Source organism: Brevundimonas sp. SS2672 (genome assembly GCF_059579685.1).
The window spans coordinates 3073899-3089745 of sequence record NZ_CM184201.1 but is presented as its reverse complement, the minus strand read 5'-3'; the positions used below and the strand labels follow the sequence as shown (position 1 = coordinate 3089745).

Here is a 15847-nt window from a genome sequence, read left to right as displayed (position 1 = left end):
CGCGCGGGCGGCGCTAGGGCCAGTATCAGGTGTTCATCGACTGGAAGAAGTCGCCGTTGTTCTTGGACTGGCGCAGCTTGTCGAGCAGGAACTCGATCGCGTCCTGCGGACCCATCGGGTTGAGGATGCGGCGCAGGACATAGGTCTTGGCCAACTGGTCCTTCGGCGTGATGAGGTCTTCCTTGCGGGTGCCGGACTTGAGCACGTCGATGGCCGGGAAGATGCGCTTGTCAGCGACCTTGCGATCCAGGACGATTTCCGAGTTGCCGGTGCCCTTGAACTCTTCGAAGATCACCTCGTCCATGCGGCTGCCGGTGTCGATCAGGGCCGTGGCGATAATGGTCAGCGAGCCGCCCTGCTCCACATTGCGCGCGGCGCCGAAGAAGCGCTTCGGACGTTGCAGGGCGTTGGCGTCGACGCCGCCGGTCAGCACCTTGCCCGACGACGGAACGGTGGCGTTGTAGGCGCGGCCCAGGCGGGTGATGGAGTCCAGCAGGATCACCACGTCCTTCTTGTGCTCGACCAGGCGCTTGGCCTTTTCGATCACCATTTCGGCGACGGCGACGTGGCGCGAGGCGGGCTCGTCGAAGGTCGAGGCGACGACCTCGCCCTTCACCGTGCGCTGCATGTCGGTGACTTCTTCCGGGCGTTCGTCGATCAGCAGGACGATCAGGAAGACTTCCGGGTGGTTGCGCTCGATCGACTTGGCGATGTTCTGCAGCATCACCGTCTTACCGACGCGCGGCGGGGCGACGATCAGGCAGCGCTGGCCCTTGCCGAGCGGGGCGACAATGTCGATGACCCGGCCCGAACGGTCCTTCAGCGTCGGGTCCTGGATTTCCATGTGCAGCCGCTCTTCGGGATAGAGCGGCGTCAGGTTGTCGAACAGGACCTTGGTCTTGACCATCTCCGGATCTTCGAAGTTGATCGTGTCGACCTTGAGCAGGGCGAAATAGCGCTCGCCCTCACGCGGGCCGCGCACGGCGCCGTGCACCGTGTCGCCCGAGCGCAGGCCGAACCGGCGGATCTGCGACGGCGAGACATAGACGTCGTCCGGACCGGGTAGATAGTTGGCGTCGGGGCTGCGCAGGAAGCCGAAGCCGTCCGGCAGGATCTCCAGCACGCCCGAGGCGATGATCTCGACCTCTTCATCGGCCAGGGTCTTGAGGATGGCGAACAGCAGGTCCTGCTTGCGCAGGTTGCCGGCGTTCTCGATGTCCAGACCCTCGGCGAAGGCGACCAGGTCTTCCGGCGTCTTCTCGTTCAATTCCTGAAGCGTGATGCGGCCGTTGGGGACGATGGGTTCGCCGTCGTCGTCCTCATCGTCGTCCTCGGCCGTGGTGTCGACGCCGTGGTCGTCGTCTTCGGCGACGGGCGCGACGACGGTTTCTTCCGGCGCGGCTTCCTCGACCGGCGCAGCAGCGCGGCTGCCGCCTAGGCTCAGGGTGCGGCGCGGCCGCTCGACAGGCGTTTCCGCCGTATTTTCAGGGACTTCGGTTTCCGGCGTCTCAGGCGTATCGGTCATGATGGCGTGCTCGTTCGCGCACCCGAACGCTGCGGGGCGCCCAGGAGCAGAAGGTCGTCGATGGCTTCAGCCGCAGGGGCTGGGAGGGAGGGCGACGGTCTCCCGCAGGTTCGAACCGGCAGGCGTCGCGAAAAGAGAGGGACCGCACTGCACGGATCGGCCGCACGGTTCACCGCAGCGGAACCACGAAAGACCCATGCGGGTCAAGGGCCCTCAAGCAGCGCGCGCCCCCGTCGCTCGCGTCAGGACTTCTAGAATGTCCACTCCATCGTCACCGACAACACCATGATGATGGCCAGGACGAAGGGAATCTCATTGGTCATCCGCCAGAAGCGACCCGAATATTTCGACGTCCCCGCCGCGATCTTCTTGCGCTGCCCAGCCAGGAAGCCGTGCCAAGCCGCCAACAAGAAGACGCCGATCAGCTTGGTCACCATCCACGGCTGATGGGTGAAGGACCAGTCGGCGCCGTCGCCGCTGCGCAGCCACAGCAGCCAGCCGCCGAAGACGAAGGCCAAGATCATCGCCGGATTGATGATGATGCGCAGCAGACGCGTCTGCCAGACCCGCAACAGGGCCTGCATCTCGCCGCGCAGGGGTTCGGGCTTGGCGTTCTGCTCGGCGTCATAGGCGAACAGACGCGGCAGGAAGAGCATTCCGGCCATCCAGGCGATCACCGCCAGAATGTGCAGCCCGCGGGCCAGGTTGTAATAGTCCATGTCGCTCCCCTCAGGCCGCCCTGGAGACCTTTGAACAGCCAGACGGACAGGCTTTCAAGTGGGCGCATGGTCCGCCCATAGAAGCCCCCTGCGGCGCGGTCCCCGGCGTCTCCAGCGCCCGCTCGACCGCTTGGGCCAGGGCGGTGATGAAGACCGGGTCCGCGCTGACCGTCGGGGCGCGTAAATAAGGGGCGCAACCGACCTTATGCGCCAGTTCGCCGTATTCCATGTCCAGTTCGACCAGGGTCTCGATGTGTTCAGAGACGAAGGCGATGGGCACGACGACGGCGCCCACGCCGTCCCGGCCCGCCTGCTCGATGGCGTCCGGCGTGGCCGGTCCCAGCCATTTCAGCGGCCCGACTCGGCTCTGATAGCAGATGGCCCAATCCGTCAGGCCCATGTGTTCGACCACGGCGGCCACGGTGGCCTCGACCTGAGCCTGATAAGGATCGCCGGCCGCGACCAGCTTCTCAGGGATGCCGTGAGCCGAGAACAGCACCCGAACCGGCTTTCCTTCGGCCTTATCAAGCGTTTGCCTGATCAGACGCGCCTGGGCCTCGATCAGCCCCTCAGCGTCCGGATAGCAGCAGACGACGTGGGTCTCGCCGGGGCCGTCGTAGCACTCGGTCCACTTCTTCAGCGAGGAGGCCGTCGTGGTGGTCGAGAACTGCGGATAGAGGGGCAGAAGGACGATCTTGTCCGGCTCGAAGGCCTTGACCGCCGCCGCCGCCTCTTCCGTCAGCGGATGCCAGTAGCGCATGGCGATGAAGACGCGGCTGTCGTCGCCCGGCGCGGCGTCGGCCAGGGCGCGCGACAGGGCTTCGGCCTGCTTCTGCGTCTCGGGCAGCAGGGGAGAGCCGCCGCCCATCAGGGCGTAGTTGGCCTGGGCCGAGGTCTCGCGACGGCTGGAGATCAGCTTCGCCAGAGGCGTGCGGAACACCCCCGGCAAGCCGATGATGGCCGGGTCGTTGAACAGGTTGAACAGGAAGGGTTTGACCGCTTCGGGGCGATCAGGACCGCCCAGATTGGTCAGAACGACCGCCACGCGCCGGTTGGGTCGTCCCTCGGGGTTTGTGGCGGCCTTGTTCATTGGGCGCCGATCCGCTTCAGCACCTGCTCGACATGGGCGATCGGCACGTCCGGCAGGATCCCGTGGCCCAGGTTGAAGATCCACGGCCCCTGGCCCCAGGCCTCCATCAGTTGGTCGACGCGGCGGTCCAGAGCGTCGCCGCCTGCGCGCAGCAGCAGGGGGTCCAGCGCGCCCTGGATGGGCTTGATGGCCTGGACGCGCTGGCCGACCTCCAGAGGACAGGCGGTGTCCAACGCCACGCCCTGCACGTCGCATTCGCGCGCATAGCGTTCAGCCAGGGCCGCCGAGCCCCTCGGGAAGCCGATCAGAGGCACGGTGACGCCCAGTTCGCGGGCGCGGGCGACCAGCTTCTGATGCGGCTTGAGCACCAGGGTTTCGAACAGATTGTCGGGCAGGCCCTCGGCCCAGCTCTCGAAGATCTTCAGGACCTGGGCGCCCGCGTCCTGCTGCATCTTCAGATAGTGGGCGGTGGCCTCCACCAGCACGTCCAGCAGGCCGTAGACGATCTCGGGCTGGGTGTAGGCGTAGGTGCGCGCCAGACCGCGCTCGCCCTTGCCCATGGTGCGGTGTTCGCCGTCCAGCATATAGGTGGCCACGGTCCACGGCGCCCCGGCGAAACCGATCAGGGCGCGTTCAGGCTCCAGTTCCGCGCGCACCAGGCTGAGCGTCTGGCCCACGGCCTTGAGGGCTTCTCCAGCCTGCTGAGCCTTGTCGGCCATCGACTGCACGGACGGCAGGGCGCCCAGACGCGGCCCCTCCCCCGCCTCGAACCACACCTTCTGGCCCAAGGCGCCGGGGATCAGCAGGATGTCGGCGAAGACGATGGCGGCGTCGAAGCCGAAACGGCGCATCGGCTGCAACGTCGCCTCCGCCGCCATCTCGGGGTTCAGACAGAAGGCGATGAAGTCCGGCGCCTTGGCTCGCAGCTCGCGGTATTCCGGCAGGTAGCGCCCGGCCTGACGCATGAACCACACGGGCGGGCGAGAAAGGGTTCGGCCCTGGAGAGCCTGGATCAGAAGGGGCGTGCTCATGTCTCGGCCTTTAGGATGCACACCCTCAAGCCTCAATCCCTATTCAGATTTAAGAATTGAAAAAATTAGAGGTTGGAAGCAGGGCCGGGGAGCGCGGGGATAAGTGTCGACAGTCCCGGTTCGACTCCCTTTTGTCCCCTATCGGCGACGGAGAAATCCGGGCGTTTACAAGGCGGGGTGTGAGTCATGGGGATAAGCCGTGAAACACCCGCGGGACTCGGCTTCCTCTCTGGGCGCCGTTGTGGGTGAATCCACGGGCGCCGTTGTTGGACAAATTGTCCGACCCCCAGAACGGGATGAATCTCCGGCGCCCAGGCGGACGACTCCGGCGCCGATCGGGGCGACGGCGCCCGCGATCCCCGCTCGCGACCGGCGTCGGGGCTTGCTAGAGGATTCGGCGCCCGGTCTTTCACGAACGGCGCCCCGGCTTTTCAACAGGGCGCGGGGATGGTCTGACCGGTTCGGAGAAGGAGACGCCGTCCTCATGAGTCCCGCCCGCCCTCCCGGCGCCTCGCGCCTGGCCACCTATTTTCACGTCCACCTGGTGTCGGACTCGACCGGCGAGACGCTGAACGCCATGGCCAAGGCGGTGATCGCCCGCTTCGACGGCGTCATTCCGATCGAGCACATCTACGCCCTGGTGCGGTCGACCAAGCAGATGGATCGCGTCCTGGAAGAGGTGGCGGCGGCCCCCGGCGTGGTGCTGCACACCCTCGTCGACCGGGACCTGCGCGAGCAGCTGGAGGAAGGCTGCCGTCGGCTGCAGATGCCGCAGATCGGGGCGCTGGACCCGCTGGTGGGGGCCTTGTCGCGCTATCTGGGGGCGGATGTTTCGGCGCGGGTCGGGGCGCAGCACGCCCTGGATACGGGCTATTTCAACCGCATGAGCGCGCTCGACTACGCCATCGCCCATGACGACGGCCAAGGCACGCTGGAGCAGTTGGAGGCGGCGGACGTGGTGCTGTGCGGCGTCAGCCGCACCTCCAAGACGCCGACCTGCATCTATCTGGCGCATCGAGGCATTCGCGCGGCCAATGTGCCCCTGGTGCCCGGCCAGGAGGACGGCGAGCGGCTGACCGGGCTGAAGAATCCCCTCGTCGTCGGCCTGACCGTGTCGCCCGATCGCCTGGTGCAGATCCGCCGCAACCGGCTGGACGGGCTCAACGCGGGCCACGCCTCGGCCTATGTCGATCATGACGCCGTGCGCGAAGAGACCATCAAGGCCCGACGCGCCTTCGAGCGGCGCGGCTGGCCGACCATTGATGTGACGCGCCGCTCGGTCGAGGAGACGGCGGCCGCCATCATCAACCTGTTGAGCGAGCGGCGCAGCCGCAAGCTGGGAGCCCCGATGTGACGACGACCGAAGGCGAACGCCTGATCCTGGCCTCCAAGAGCGCCGCGCGCCGCGCCATGCTGAGCGACGCGGGCGTACCTTTCGTCGTCCAGGTCGCCGATGTGGACGAGGACGCGCTGAAGACGCCGGGCGTCGACCCGGTCGAGCTGGCGGTCGAGCTGGCGCGGGCCAAGGCCCTGGCGGTGTCGCGCCACGACGCCGACGCCTGGGTGTTGGGCGCCGACCAGACCCTGGCCTTCGACGGGGGCCTGGTGTCCAAGGCGGCGGCGCTGGACGCCGCGCGCGAACGGTTGTCGGCCATGCGCGGCCGCACGCATCAGCTTCATTCGGGGGCCGCCCTGGCCCGCAACGGCCAGGTCGTCTGGTCCGGGGTCGATACGGTCGAGATGAAGATGCGCGACTTCTCCGACGCCTTCCTCGACGCCTATCTGGCGGCGGAGGGAGAGGGGCTGCTGTCCTGCGTCGGCTCCTACCGGCTCGAGGGGCTGGGCGCGCAGCTGTTCGAGGCGGTGGAAGGCGACTATTTCACGGTCCTGGGCCTGCCGCTGTGGCCGGTCCTGGCCGAACTGCGTCGCGCGGGGGTGATCGCATCATGAACGGCAAGCCTGTCGGCCGCATCACCGGCGCCGCCCTGCTGGGCGGCATCGTCGGATATCCGGTCAGCCATTCGCTCAGCCCGGTGATCCACAACGCCTGGCTGGAGGCGGGCGGAATCGACGCCGCCTACGCCGCTTTCGCGCCCCGGGATGCGGCGGGGTTCGAGGCTTTGGTGGCGGCGGGCCGCGCGGGGCTGATCGCCGGCGTCAACGTCACGGCGCCGTTCAAGGAACAGGCCTTCGCCCTGGCCGATGAAGCTGGGGCGGCGGCGCGCCTGACCGGCTCGGCCAACATCCTGGTCTTCGAAGAGGGCCGGGTGCGGGCCGAGAGCGCCGACGGCGCGGGCGTGCTCTACGCCCTGGCGGAACAGGCGCCGGGGCTGAAGCTGAACGGCGCCTCCGTCGTCATCCTGGGCGCGGGGGGCGCGGCGCGGGCGGGCGCGGGCGCCCTGATCGAGGCGGGCGTCGCCCTGTCCATCCTGAACCGCACGCGCGAGCGGGCCGAGGCCCTGGCCGTCGACCTGGGCCCGGCCGTTTCGGTCGCCCCGGACGCTGGCGTCCTGGAAGACGCCGATCTGGTCATCAACGCCTTGAGCGTGGCGCCGGACATCGCGTTGGAAACGCTCAAGCCGTCGGCGGTGGTCATGGACATGACCTACAAGCCTGTCGTCACGCCCCTGCTGGCGGCGGCGCGGGCGCGCGGCCTGACCGCCGTGGACGGTCTGGCCATGCTGATCGGCCAGGCGACGCCGTCGTTCGAGGCCATCTTCCGCCGCCCGCCGCCGCCGCTGGACCTGCGCGCCCTGCTTCTGGCGCATCTCGGAGAAGCGGTTTGATCGTCCTCGGCCTGACCGGCTCCATCGGCATGGGCAAGTCGACCACGGCGCGGATGTTCGCTGACGAAGGCGCCGTGGTGTGGGACGCCGACGCCGCCGTTCATCGCCTCTACGCCCCCGGCGGCGCGGCGGTCGCTCCGTTGGCGCAGGCCTTTTCCGGCGTGGTCGTGGACGGGGCTGTGGATCGGTCGCGTCTGGCCGAAGCCCTGGGTCGCGACGAGGCCGCCTTCCAGCGGCTGGAGGCCATCGTCCATCCGCTGGTCGCGGCTGACCGGGCCGAGACCTTGAAGACGGCGGCCGCGCAGGGCGCCCGGCTGGCGGTCGTGGACATCCCCCTTTTGTTCGAGACCGGCGGCGAGGCTTTCGTCGACGCCGTGATCGTGGTCACGGCGGACGCCGAGGTTCAGGCGCAGCGCGTCCTGGCCCGTCCCGGCATGACGCGCGAACGGTTCGAAGCCATCCTGGCGCGCCAGACGCCGGACGCCGAAAAGCGCGCGCGCGCCGATTTCCTGATCGACACGGGTCACGGGCTGGACGCCGCGCGCGACCAGGTGCGCGCGGTCGTGAAGACCGTTCTGTCGCCGGACTGGCGATCGCCAACGAGCGCCGCCCGAGCATGACGCCGCCCGCGGTCCCTTCCGTCTGGAAGCTGATGAAGCTGACCCTCCTGGCCGAGGGGATTGGCGGCTCGGTCTGGCGAGCCGTGGACAGCGACGGCCGCACGAGCGTGGTCAAACGTCTGAGCCCGCAGGCGGCGCCGGACGCGCCGCAGGCTCTGGCCTGGTTGCGTTGGCGTGACGGAGCCGGCGCGATCCGCCTTCTGGGCGCGGAGGGGGATTGGCAATGGCTTGAGGACGCCGGCCGCCGCACCCTGACCTCGGTGCTGGACGTCGAGGGCGACGCCGCCGCGACCCGCATCGCCGCCGATGTGCTGGGCGCGCTTCACGCGCCTTCGGATCGCCCGGCCGGAGGCCTCCAGACCATGGAGGACCGTTTCGCGGCGTTGAGGCTTGAGGCCGACAATCAGGGCGGCTTGTTCAGCGAGGCCGCAGGCCTGGCAGCGAGCCTGATGTCGGAAGGCGTGTCGATCCGGCCGCTGCACGGCGATCTTCATCACGACAACATCCTGCACGGCCCACGCGGCTGGCTGGCGATCGATCCGCACGGCGTCCTGGGCGATCCGGCCTATGATGCGGCCAATCTGCTCTACAATCCTGTGGAGCGGCAGGATCTTCGAACCGATCCCGAGCGGGCGCAGCGTCTGGCCCGGACCCTGGCGCCGGCGGTCGGACGGCCGGCACAGGCGATCCTGGCCTGGGGATTCTGTCACGCCTGCCTCTCCGCCGCCTGGCATCTGGAGGATGAGAACCGCGAGGAGGCGGCGCGCAGTCTGGAGGTCGCTCAGGCCATCCGTCGGACCCTGGAGGTCTGAGGCTTTCGTTCAGGGCCGAACCCCGGCATTAAGGGACATGGCCCGCGAAATCGTTCTCGACACTGAAACCACCGGCTTTGATCCCAAGACCGGCGACCGGCTGATCGAGGTGGGCTGCATCGAGATCGAGGACCTGCTGCCGACGGGGCGGACCTTCCATCGCTTCATCAACCCCGAGCGGCTGATCCCCCCGGACGCGATCAAGGTGCACGGCATCACCGACGACAAGGTGAAGGATGCGCCCAAATTCCATGAAGTCGTCGATGACCTGATGGAGTTCCTGGGGGACGCGCCCCTGATCGCGCACAACGCCAACTTCGACCGCAACTTCATCGACTTCGAGATCGGCCGCATCGGCCGCAAGCCGCCGCCGCAGGATCGCTGGATCGACACCCTGGCCTTGGCCCAGAAGCGGTTTCCGGGCATGGCCAACTCGCTGGACGCCCTGTGCAAACGCTACAAGATCAGCCTGGTCGAGCGCACCCTGCACGGCGCCCTGATCGACGCCCGTCTGCTGGCCGAAGTCTATCTGGAGCTGCGCGGCGGCAAGGAGCGGGCGCTGGACCTGACCTCGACGCGCAGCGGCGCGACGGAGACGGCGGAGCGCGCGGCCTACGGCGCCCGGCCGCGCCCCCTCCCCGCCCTGGTCACGGCCGAGGAAGAGGCTGCGCACCTGGCCTTCCTCAAGGCGACGCTCAAGGACTTCAGCTTGTGGGCGGGCTATGGGGTGACGGTCGAGATCGAGGCTGAAGAAGCCGCCTGATCGGCGGGGCCCGCCAGGACGGGCTTCATCAGGATATAGGTCCCCGCCCTGGTCTGATGGGCGTCGATCTGGGGGACCAGGCGCCGGAAGTGCTCGCTGGCGCAATGGGCGTCGAGCGCCGCCTGGTCGGGCCATTCCTCGATGAAGATGAAATGGCCGGGCTGTTTGCGATCCTCGAACAGATCATAGGCGCGGCACAGCGGCTCCTGCCGCGTCAGCCGCACCAGTTCGGCGTAGAGAGGCCGCACCGTCTCGACATGTTCGGGCTTGATGAAGTCCTCGGCGATGACCTTGAGCACGGACCCTCCAGCGCAAGAAAAAGGGGCGTCCGACTAGACGCCCCTCTCTCATAGATAGTCGCTCAAGCAGCGAGGCGCCGCGCGCCTCGCGTTAGCGACCCTTTTTTATGCCTGGCCGGTCTCGGCCGGGGCGCCCGCGATCTGCTGCTGACGGGCGACATAGATGGCGGCGAAGTCGATCGGGTCGACCATGAAGGGCGGGTAGAAGCCGCCGTCGGCGGTGGCCTGGGCGATGATCTGGCGCGCGAAGGGGAAGAGGTAGCGCGGGCATTCGATCAGCAGCAGGGGCTCGATGTCCTGGGGCTGGACGCCCTGCAGGGCGAAGAGGCCGCCGTAGAGCAGTTCCACGTGAAACACCGGAGTCTTGTCGTCGGCCGTGGCCTTGATCGACAGCTTCAGATCGACTTCGAACAGACCGTCGGGGCGGCCCTGGGCGTTCATTTCGACGCCCATGTCGATGGCGGGCTTGCCGTCGATGCGCAGGCTGTCCGGCGCCTTGGGGTTCTCGAACGACAGGTCGCGGACGTACTGGGCCAGGATACGGAAGCCGGGGCCTTGCGGCTGGGCTTGGTCGGGCGTCTGGCCGTTGGCGTCGGCGGGCGGCGTGGCGTCGGTCATGAGTCTGGAAACCGTCTTGCAGAAATGGAGGCGTCCCGCTCCCTCCGGAGGCGGGCGTGAAGGGCGGCGGTAGCATGGCGGGACCCTGTGTCGCAACGTCGAGACCGGCGTTCGTCCCTCGCTTCGCCTTGCGTCCGCCCGGATCGACCCCTAATCACGTTGTACGACCTGCCTTTTCGCCTCCCGGGGGAAACCCCGAGGCGTTTCCCGCCCGGGAAGATGAGGCCTGACTAGCCGAGGAACCCACCGTGCCGGTGACCTTTCAGATCGTGATCTTCGCCGTCATCGCGGCGGTGCTGCTGTTCCAGCTCTATAATGTGCTGGGCAAGAAGGTCGGCCGTCAGCCCGAGGACAACCCCAAGCCCGCTCCGGTTCCGGCCGCTCCGGCCGGGGCGCCCGAGGCCCCGCGCGGACCTGTCGTCGATCCCGCGCTGACGGCGGCGATCGCCGGGCTGAAGGCGCGCGAGCCGAACTTCGACCCGCACCGCTTCCTGGAGGGCGCGCGCCAGGCCTATGAGACCATCGTGCGCGCCTACGCCAAGGGCGACCGCGACGCCTTGCGCCCCTTGTTGACCGACAAGGTCATGGGCTCGTTCGAGGCCGGGATCGCGGCGCGCGAAGCCCGGGGCGACACGGAGGGCGCCGAACTGGTCCATCCGCCGCGCGCCGATCTTGAGTCGGCGACCGCCGAGGGCGACCGCGCCCTGGCCAAGGTGCGCTTCCTGGCCGAGGTGCGCGGCTCGCTCACGCCTTCGGGCGGCGAGACGGTGACCGAGGAGCGGCGCACCGCCGAGATCTGGACCTTCGAGCGCCGTCTGGGCGCGTCCGACCCCAACTGGGCCCTGGCCCGCGTCGAGCCGGCGACCGCCTGATGACGGCTCGGTCCGCGCCCCTCGATCAGACGGGCGCGACCCGTCTCCTTACGGCTCCGCTTGGACGACTGGGCGGTCTGTCCGGCGTCCTGGCCCTGTCCCTGCTGGCTGCGGCCTGCGCCTCGACCCCGCGCCCGGTTCCCATGCCGGGCCCCGGACCTGCGCCGACCGTCCCGCCGCCCGTGTCCCCGCCTGTATCGCCGCCCGCGGTCGGCGAGCTCAGCCTGGCCGCCCTGCCCGGCTGGTCCGAAGAGGATCACCTGGCCGCCCTGCGCGCCTACGCCGTCGGCTGCGGTCCGTCGCGCATCGCCGTCGAAACCTGTCGCGACGCGCGCGCCCTGGCCGCCGGGGCCAATCCCAGCGATGCGCGCGCCTTCCTTGAAAACCGCTTCACGGCGACCGAAGTCCGCACCGACGACGGTGGGCGCGGCCTGCTGACCGCCTATTTCGCGCCCGAGTATCCGGCCCGTCGCGTTCCGGACGCGGAGTTCGACGCCCCGGTCCTCAGCCGCCCGGCCAATCTGGCCGACGTCGGCGATCGCGCCGCCATCGAGGCGGGCTCGGCCCAGTCCTCCGTCCTAGCCTGGATGAAGGCCGAGGACCTCTTCTTCCTGCAGATTCAAGGTTCGGGAACCCTGACCTTCCCGGACGGCGCCCGTCTGAGGGCCGCCTACGCCGCCGACAACGGGGCCAAATTCGTCGGCATCGCCCGGCCGATGGCGGAACAGGGTCTGCTGCCGCGCGACGGGACCTCGGGCGAGGCCATCCGCGGCTGGCTGTCCGCCCATCGCGGGGCCGAGGCGCGTCGGGTGATGGCGCTGAACCCCCGCTACATCTTCTTTACCACCAGCGCCGACGACGGAAACGAGGCGACGGGGGCGGCGGGGGTGCCTTTGCCTGCGCGCCGGTCGATCGCGGTGGACCCCTCGCGCTGGACTTACGGCGAGGCGGCCTGGATCGAGGCGGACGGCGGCAATCTGCGCGGCGCGCGCGCCAGCTATCGCGGTCTGGTCATGACGCTCGACACCGGCTCGGCGATCCGCGGCCCCGTGCGCGCCGATCTCTACATCGGCCGAGGCGACGCAGCGGGGCATGAGGCGGGGGCGGTGCGCCACCCCTTGCGGATGTGGCGCCTTGTCCCGCGCGGCTGACTGATCAGTCTCGGACGCGGACGACGCTGTTGTTGGCGCCGCTCAGGCTCTGGCGGGGCTCGCCGGACGAACGCCAGCGCACGGCCTGACCGCTGCCCGAGACGTCCAGCACGGCGTTCGGCGACAGGGTGATGGTGACGAAGTTGTTCGCGCCGGACAGTTCCAGACCCGAACAGACGCCGGTGAAGGTCAGGGCGTGGCCCGTGCCCTGAACCTCGACGCGTCGACCTTCGCAGGGGATGGTCCGTATGTGGCCCATGCCCGCCACCTCTATGAGCTCAGGACCGATGTAGACCGCGCCGATCTGGGTCGGCAGGAAGGCAAGAGCCGTAACGACGATGGAGGCGACAGGCGAAATCAGCATGGGCGGGAATCCAGACGGTCAGGTTGAAGGCCGCGCTCAAATGCGCTGAAGCTTGGCCGGGTTCCCGGAGGCTGGACCTGATGGCGCCCGGCCTATCGTTTTTTCAGACTGCCCAGCACGCCGCGCAGCAGTTCGCGGGTGATGGTCGAGCCGGCGGTTCGCAGCACCGACTTGGTCAGAGCCTCCATCGGCGTTTGCCGGTTGGACGAGGCGCGCGGGCGCGGCGCGGCGGCGCGCGGGACGCAGCGGTCGAACGGGCGGCCTTTTCCGCCGCCTTGGCTTCAGCCGCCGCCGTGGCGGTCTCGGCTTCGATGCGGTCGGCCTGGGCGCGGCGGGCCTTCAGCACCTCTTCGGCCGACTCGCGGTTGACCGCCGTGTCATAGACGCCGCGCACCGGGCTGGCGGCCATGGTCGCGGCGCGTTCGGCCTCGGTCGCCGGGCCGAGGCGCGAGTCGGGCGGACGGATCTTGGTCTGGGCCACCACGGTCGGCGCGCCCTTCTCGTCCAGGGTCGACACCAGGGCCTCGCCCACGCCCAGGGCCTGGATGGCCTCTGCCGTGTCGAAGGCGGGATTGGCGCGGAAACTCTGGGCGGCGGCGCGCAATCCTTTCTGCTCGGCAGGGGTGTAGGCGCGCAACGCGTGCTGCACCCGGTTGCCCAGTTGGGCCAGGACGCTGTCGGGAATGTCGGCCGGGTTCTGGGTGACGAAATAGACGCCGACGCCCTTGGAGCGGATCAGGCGCACGACCTGCTCGACCTTCTCCAGCAGGCCCCTGGGCGCGTCGTTGAACAGCAGGTGGGCCTCGTCGAAGAAGAAGACCAGGCGCGGCTTGTCCGGGTCGCCGATCTCGGGCAGTTGCTCGAACAGCTCGGACAGCAGCCACAGCAGGAAGGCGGCGTAGAGCCGCGGGCTGTTCATCAGCCGCGTGGCGTCCAGCACGTTCACCTGGCCCCGGCCGTCCAGGGCGGTGCGCATCATGTCCTCCAGACGCAGGGCCGGTTCGCCGAAGAAGGCCTTGCCGCCCTGCTGCTCCAGCTGAAGCAGGGCCCGCTGGATGGCGGCGATGGAGGTGGGCGAGACGTTGCCGACCTCGCGGCCGATGGTCTGGGCGTTCTCGCCGACATAGGCCAGCAGGGCGCGCAGATCCTCCAGGTCCAGCAGCAGCAGGCCCTCCTTGTCGGCGACGTGGAAGGCGACGGTCAGCACTCCTTCCTGCACGTCGTTCAACTCCAGCATCCGGGCCAGCAGGACCGGACCGACATCGGAGACCGTGGCCCGGATCGGGTGCCCCTTCTGGCCGTACAGGTCCCAGAAGACGACGGGCGCCGACTTGCCGTTCAGGGTCAGGCCCATCTTGCCCGCGCGCTCGGCGAACTTCTCGACGCCGCCATCCTGGCTGATGCCGGACAGGTCGCCCTTCACATCGGCGCAGAAGACGGGGACGCCCGCCTCAGAAAAGCCCTGGGCCATGATCTGAAGGGTCACGGTCTTGCCCGTTCCGGTGGCGCCGGCGACGACGCCGTGGCGATTGGCCCGGTTCAGCAAGAGGCGCTCGGGCGCGCCCTCGAAGGACTGGCCGAGAAACAGGGCGGGGGCGTCGGTCATGAAGCGGGTCTCCTGCGTGCTCCGCCATGCTTAATCCACCACGCCGTCGCCGCAAGGCGGAACCTCGGCGGTTTACAGCGATTGACGCGGTTCCCGGCCACGACGACAGTTCCGACATGAAGCTTCCGATCACCGTCAGTCATTCCTCCCCGGCCACGAATGCGGTGGTGCTGATCGCCGTCGTGGCGGCGGGGGCCGCCCTCTATTGGCTCAGGGACATCCTGACGCCTCTGGCCATGGCCCTGTTCCTGATGATCATGATCGACGGGGTGAAGCGCGCCATCGAGCGTCGCACCCCGGTTCCGCCGCGCTTTGCGGGGGCGGCCGCCCTGATCGTGGTGGTGCTGGGCTTCCTGCTGTCGATCTGGATCATCGTCGACGGGGCGGCGGGCTTCTTCACCGACGCCTCGGGCGTGGCGGGCAGCATCGGCCCGCGCATCGACCAGATCAGCCGGGACGTCTCGGCCCTGGTCGGGGTCAGCGACCCGCCCACCCTGCAGGACATGATCGCCGGCATCGACGTGCGCGGCTGGCTGACCACGACGGCCTTCCAGGTGCAGGGGGCCGCCACCGGCGCCTTCTTCGTCATGATCTACCTGGGCTTCCTGCTGGCCTCACAGGCGGGCTTCCGCAAGAAGATGGTCGGCATGTTCCCTGAACGCGGCCCGCGCCAGGAGGCGCTGGAGGTGTTCGAGCGCGTGCGCGGCGGGGTCGAGGGCTATCTGTGGGTCCAGGCCGTGACCGGGGCCATGATCTGCGCCGTGGCCTGGGTGTTGATGCGGGCGGTGGGGCTTCAGAACGCCGAGTTCTGGACCTTCGTCATCTTCATCGTCGGCTTCATTCCGGTGCTGGGCGGGGCCGTGGCCGGTTGCGCCCCGCCCCTGTTCGCCCTGGTCCAGTTCGAGAGCTACTGGCCCGCCCTGATCCTGTTCGTGGGCCTGCAGACCCTGCTGTTCCTGGTCGGCAATCTGGTCCAGCCGCGGATGCAGGGCGACAATCAGAACATCGACCCCATCGTGGTGCTGCTGGCCCTGGCCTTCTGGGGCAAGCTGTGGGGCGTGGCGGGGATGTTCCTGTCGACGCCGCTGGCGGTGATGGCCATGGCCATCCTGGCCGAGTTCAAGGGCTCGCGCTGGATCGCGGTCCTGCTGTCGGGCGACGGCGAACCCTACGCCGCCAAGCGGCCGGGCAAGGTCAAGGACAAGGGGGCGGAAGAAGACGCCGCCCAGAAACGTTCCGTCTGGGGACGATCATCCTGGCTTCGCCGTATCCGGGGCCGCGACGTCCCGCCGCAGACATAGAACTCGAAAATTTTCTCTTCTTGTCCTTGAACTGCCGCAATCGACGCCTATTTCACCCTCACACGACGACGCGGTCCTCCCCTCCCCCTCCCGGACCGCGACGTCCCAGGCCGGCGCTTCCCCTCCCCCTCCTGAGCGCCGGACCGAGCAGGCCGTCGGACTCCGTTCGACGGCCTTGTTCGTTTCAGGGCCTGTTTTCGGATTGAAGCTTAAGCCGCTTCTGTCCGATCACGGCGGAATTGGGGCTTTTGTTTCTCGGTTCGACGGCGACCAGGGCCAAAACCGTCCAC

16 protein-coding genes and 1 pseudogene are annotated in these 15847 nt (G+C 68.7%); 9 read left to right on the top strand and 8 right to left on the bottom strand.

The window, feature by feature from the left end; translation table 11 throughout:
- Positions 1-25: 25 nt before the first annotated feature.
- The 4 genes from rho to hemE all read right to left on the bottom strand — a co-directional run bounded on the left by rho (position 26) and on the right by hemE (position 4365).
- Complete coding sequence (gene rho / locus AC52GN_RS15480) at positions 26-1525, bottom strand: transcription termination factor Rho (RefSeq protein ID WP_338577514.1); 1500 nt, start codon at positions 1523-1525, stop codon at positions 26-28.
- Between the two features lie 251 nt (positions 1526-1776).
- A complete protein-coding gene (locus AC52GN_RS15475; protein ID WP_496527659.1) occupies positions 1777-2244 on the bottom strand; it encodes a CopD family protein in 468 nt (155 codons plus the stop codon).
- A 10-nt stretch (positions 2245-2254) separates the two neighbouring features.
- Entirely contained in the window at positions 2255-3334 is a 1080-nt protein-coding gene (hemH, locus tag AC52GN_RS15470; RefSeq protein ID WP_496527658.1) for a ferrochelatase, read from the bottom strand.
- Positions 3331-4365: a uroporphyrinogen decarboxylase gene (hemE, locus tag AC52GN_RS15465; protein WP_496527657.1), complete on the bottom strand. Its 1035-nt coding sequence runs from the start codon at positions 4363-4365 to the stop codon at positions 3331-3333. The genes hemH and hemE overlap by 4 nt, the downstream gene beginning before the upstream one ends.
- 484 nt (positions 4366-4849) lie before the next feature.
- Between hemE and AC52GN_RS15460 the strand changes: the two genes are divergently transcribed.
- Genes AC52GN_RS15460 through dnaQ form a run of 6 tightly spaced genes read left to right on the top strand, consistent with a single transcriptional unit; the run spans position 4850 to position 9346 of the window.
- Entirely contained in the window at positions 4850-5719 is an 870-nt protein-coding gene (locus AC52GN_RS15460) for a pyruvate, water dikinase regulatory protein (protein ID WP_291780450.1), read from the top strand.
- The gene (locus AC52GN_RS15455) at positions 5716-6315 is read left to right on the top strand and encodes a Maf family protein (RefSeq protein WP_496527656.1); all 600 of its coding nucleotides are present in this window, start codon (positions 5716-5718) and stop codon (positions 6313-6315) included. The genes AC52GN_RS15460 and AC52GN_RS15455 overlap by 4 nt, the downstream gene beginning before the upstream one ends.
- Positions 6312-7151, top strand: a complete 840-nt coding sequence (locus AC52GN_RS15450; RefSeq protein WP_496527655.1) for a shikimate dehydrogenase family protein — start codon at positions 6312-6314, stop codon at positions 7149-7151. Before AC52GN_RS15455 ends, AC52GN_RS15450 begins: the two co-directional genes overlap by 4 nt.
- Positions 7148-7771 (top strand): dephospho-CoA kinase, encoded by a 624-nt coding sequence (gene coaE / locus AC52GN_RS15445; protein WP_496527654.1) that lies wholly within the window; start codon positions 7148-7150, stop codon positions 7769-7771. Before AC52GN_RS15450 ends, coaE begins: the two co-directional genes overlap by 4 nt.
- A gap of 32 nt (positions 7772-7803) precedes the next feature.
- Positions 7804-8583 (top strand): aminoglycoside phosphotransferase family protein, encoded by a 780-nt coding sequence (locus AC52GN_RS15440; protein WP_496527653.1) that lies wholly within the window; start codon positions 7804-7806, stop codon positions 8581-8583.
- A 37-nt stretch (positions 8584-8620) separates the two neighbouring features.
- A complete protein-coding gene (gene dnaQ, locus AC52GN_RS15435) occupies positions 8621-9346 on the top strand; it encodes a DNA polymerase III subunit epsilon (protein ID WP_291780466.1) in 726 nt (241 codons plus the stop codon).
- Here the strand turns inward: dnaQ and AC52GN_RS15430 are convergent.
- The gene (locus AC52GN_RS15430) at positions 9304-9645 is read right to left on the bottom strand and encodes a putative quinol monooxygenase (RefSeq protein WP_496527652.1); all 342 of its coding nucleotides are present in this window, start codon (positions 9643-9645) and stop codon (positions 9304-9306) included. The genes dnaQ and AC52GN_RS15430 overlap by 43 nt on opposite strands.
- Positions 9646-9750: 105 nt before the next feature.
- Positions 9751-10263, bottom strand: a complete 513-nt coding sequence (gene secB / locus AC52GN_RS15425) for a protein-export chaperone SecB (RefSeq protein ID WP_291780472.1) — start codon at positions 10261-10263, stop codon at positions 9751-9753.
- A 254-nt stretch (positions 10264-10517) separates the two neighbouring features.
- Here secB and timA point away from each other — a divergent pair, with 254 nt between their 5' ends.
- A complete protein-coding gene (gene timA / locus AC52GN_RS15420; protein WP_291781205.1) occupies positions 10518-11135 on the top strand; it encodes a TIM44-related membrane protein TimA in 618 nt (205 codons plus the stop codon).
- Complete coding sequence (locus AC52GN_RS15415) at positions 11135-12286, top strand: MltA domain-containing protein (RefSeq protein ID WP_496527651.1); 1152 nt, start codon at positions 11135-11137, stop codon at positions 12284-12286. The genes timA and AC52GN_RS15415 overlap by 1 nt, the downstream gene beginning before the upstream one ends.
- Positions 12287-12290: 4 nt before the next feature.
- Here AC52GN_RS15415 and AC52GN_RS15410 read toward each other — a convergent pair whose 3' ends face one another.
- Together AC52GN_RS15410 and AC52GN_RS15405 are read right to left on the bottom strand one after the other, a co-directional pair.
- Positions 12291-12650, bottom strand: coding sequence for a DUF3060 domain-containing protein (locus AC52GN_RS15410; protein ID WP_496527650.1), 360 nt, complete (start codon positions 12648-12650; stop codon positions 12291-12293).
- A gap of 92 nt (positions 12651-12742) precedes the next feature.
- Positions 12743-14256: pseudogene (locus AC52GN_RS15405) on the bottom strand (helicase HerA-like domain-containing protein).
- Between the two features lie 116 nt (positions 14257-14372).
- On the opposite strand from AC52GN_RS15405, the gene AC52GN_RS15400 reads away from it, so the two are divergent.
- The gene (locus AC52GN_RS15400; protein WP_291780484.1) at positions 14373-15557 is read left to right on the top strand and encodes an AI-2E family transporter; all 1185 of its coding nucleotides are present in this window, start codon (positions 14373-14375) and stop codon (positions 15555-15557) included.
- The last annotated feature ends 290 nt before the right edge of the window (positions 15558-15847 follow it).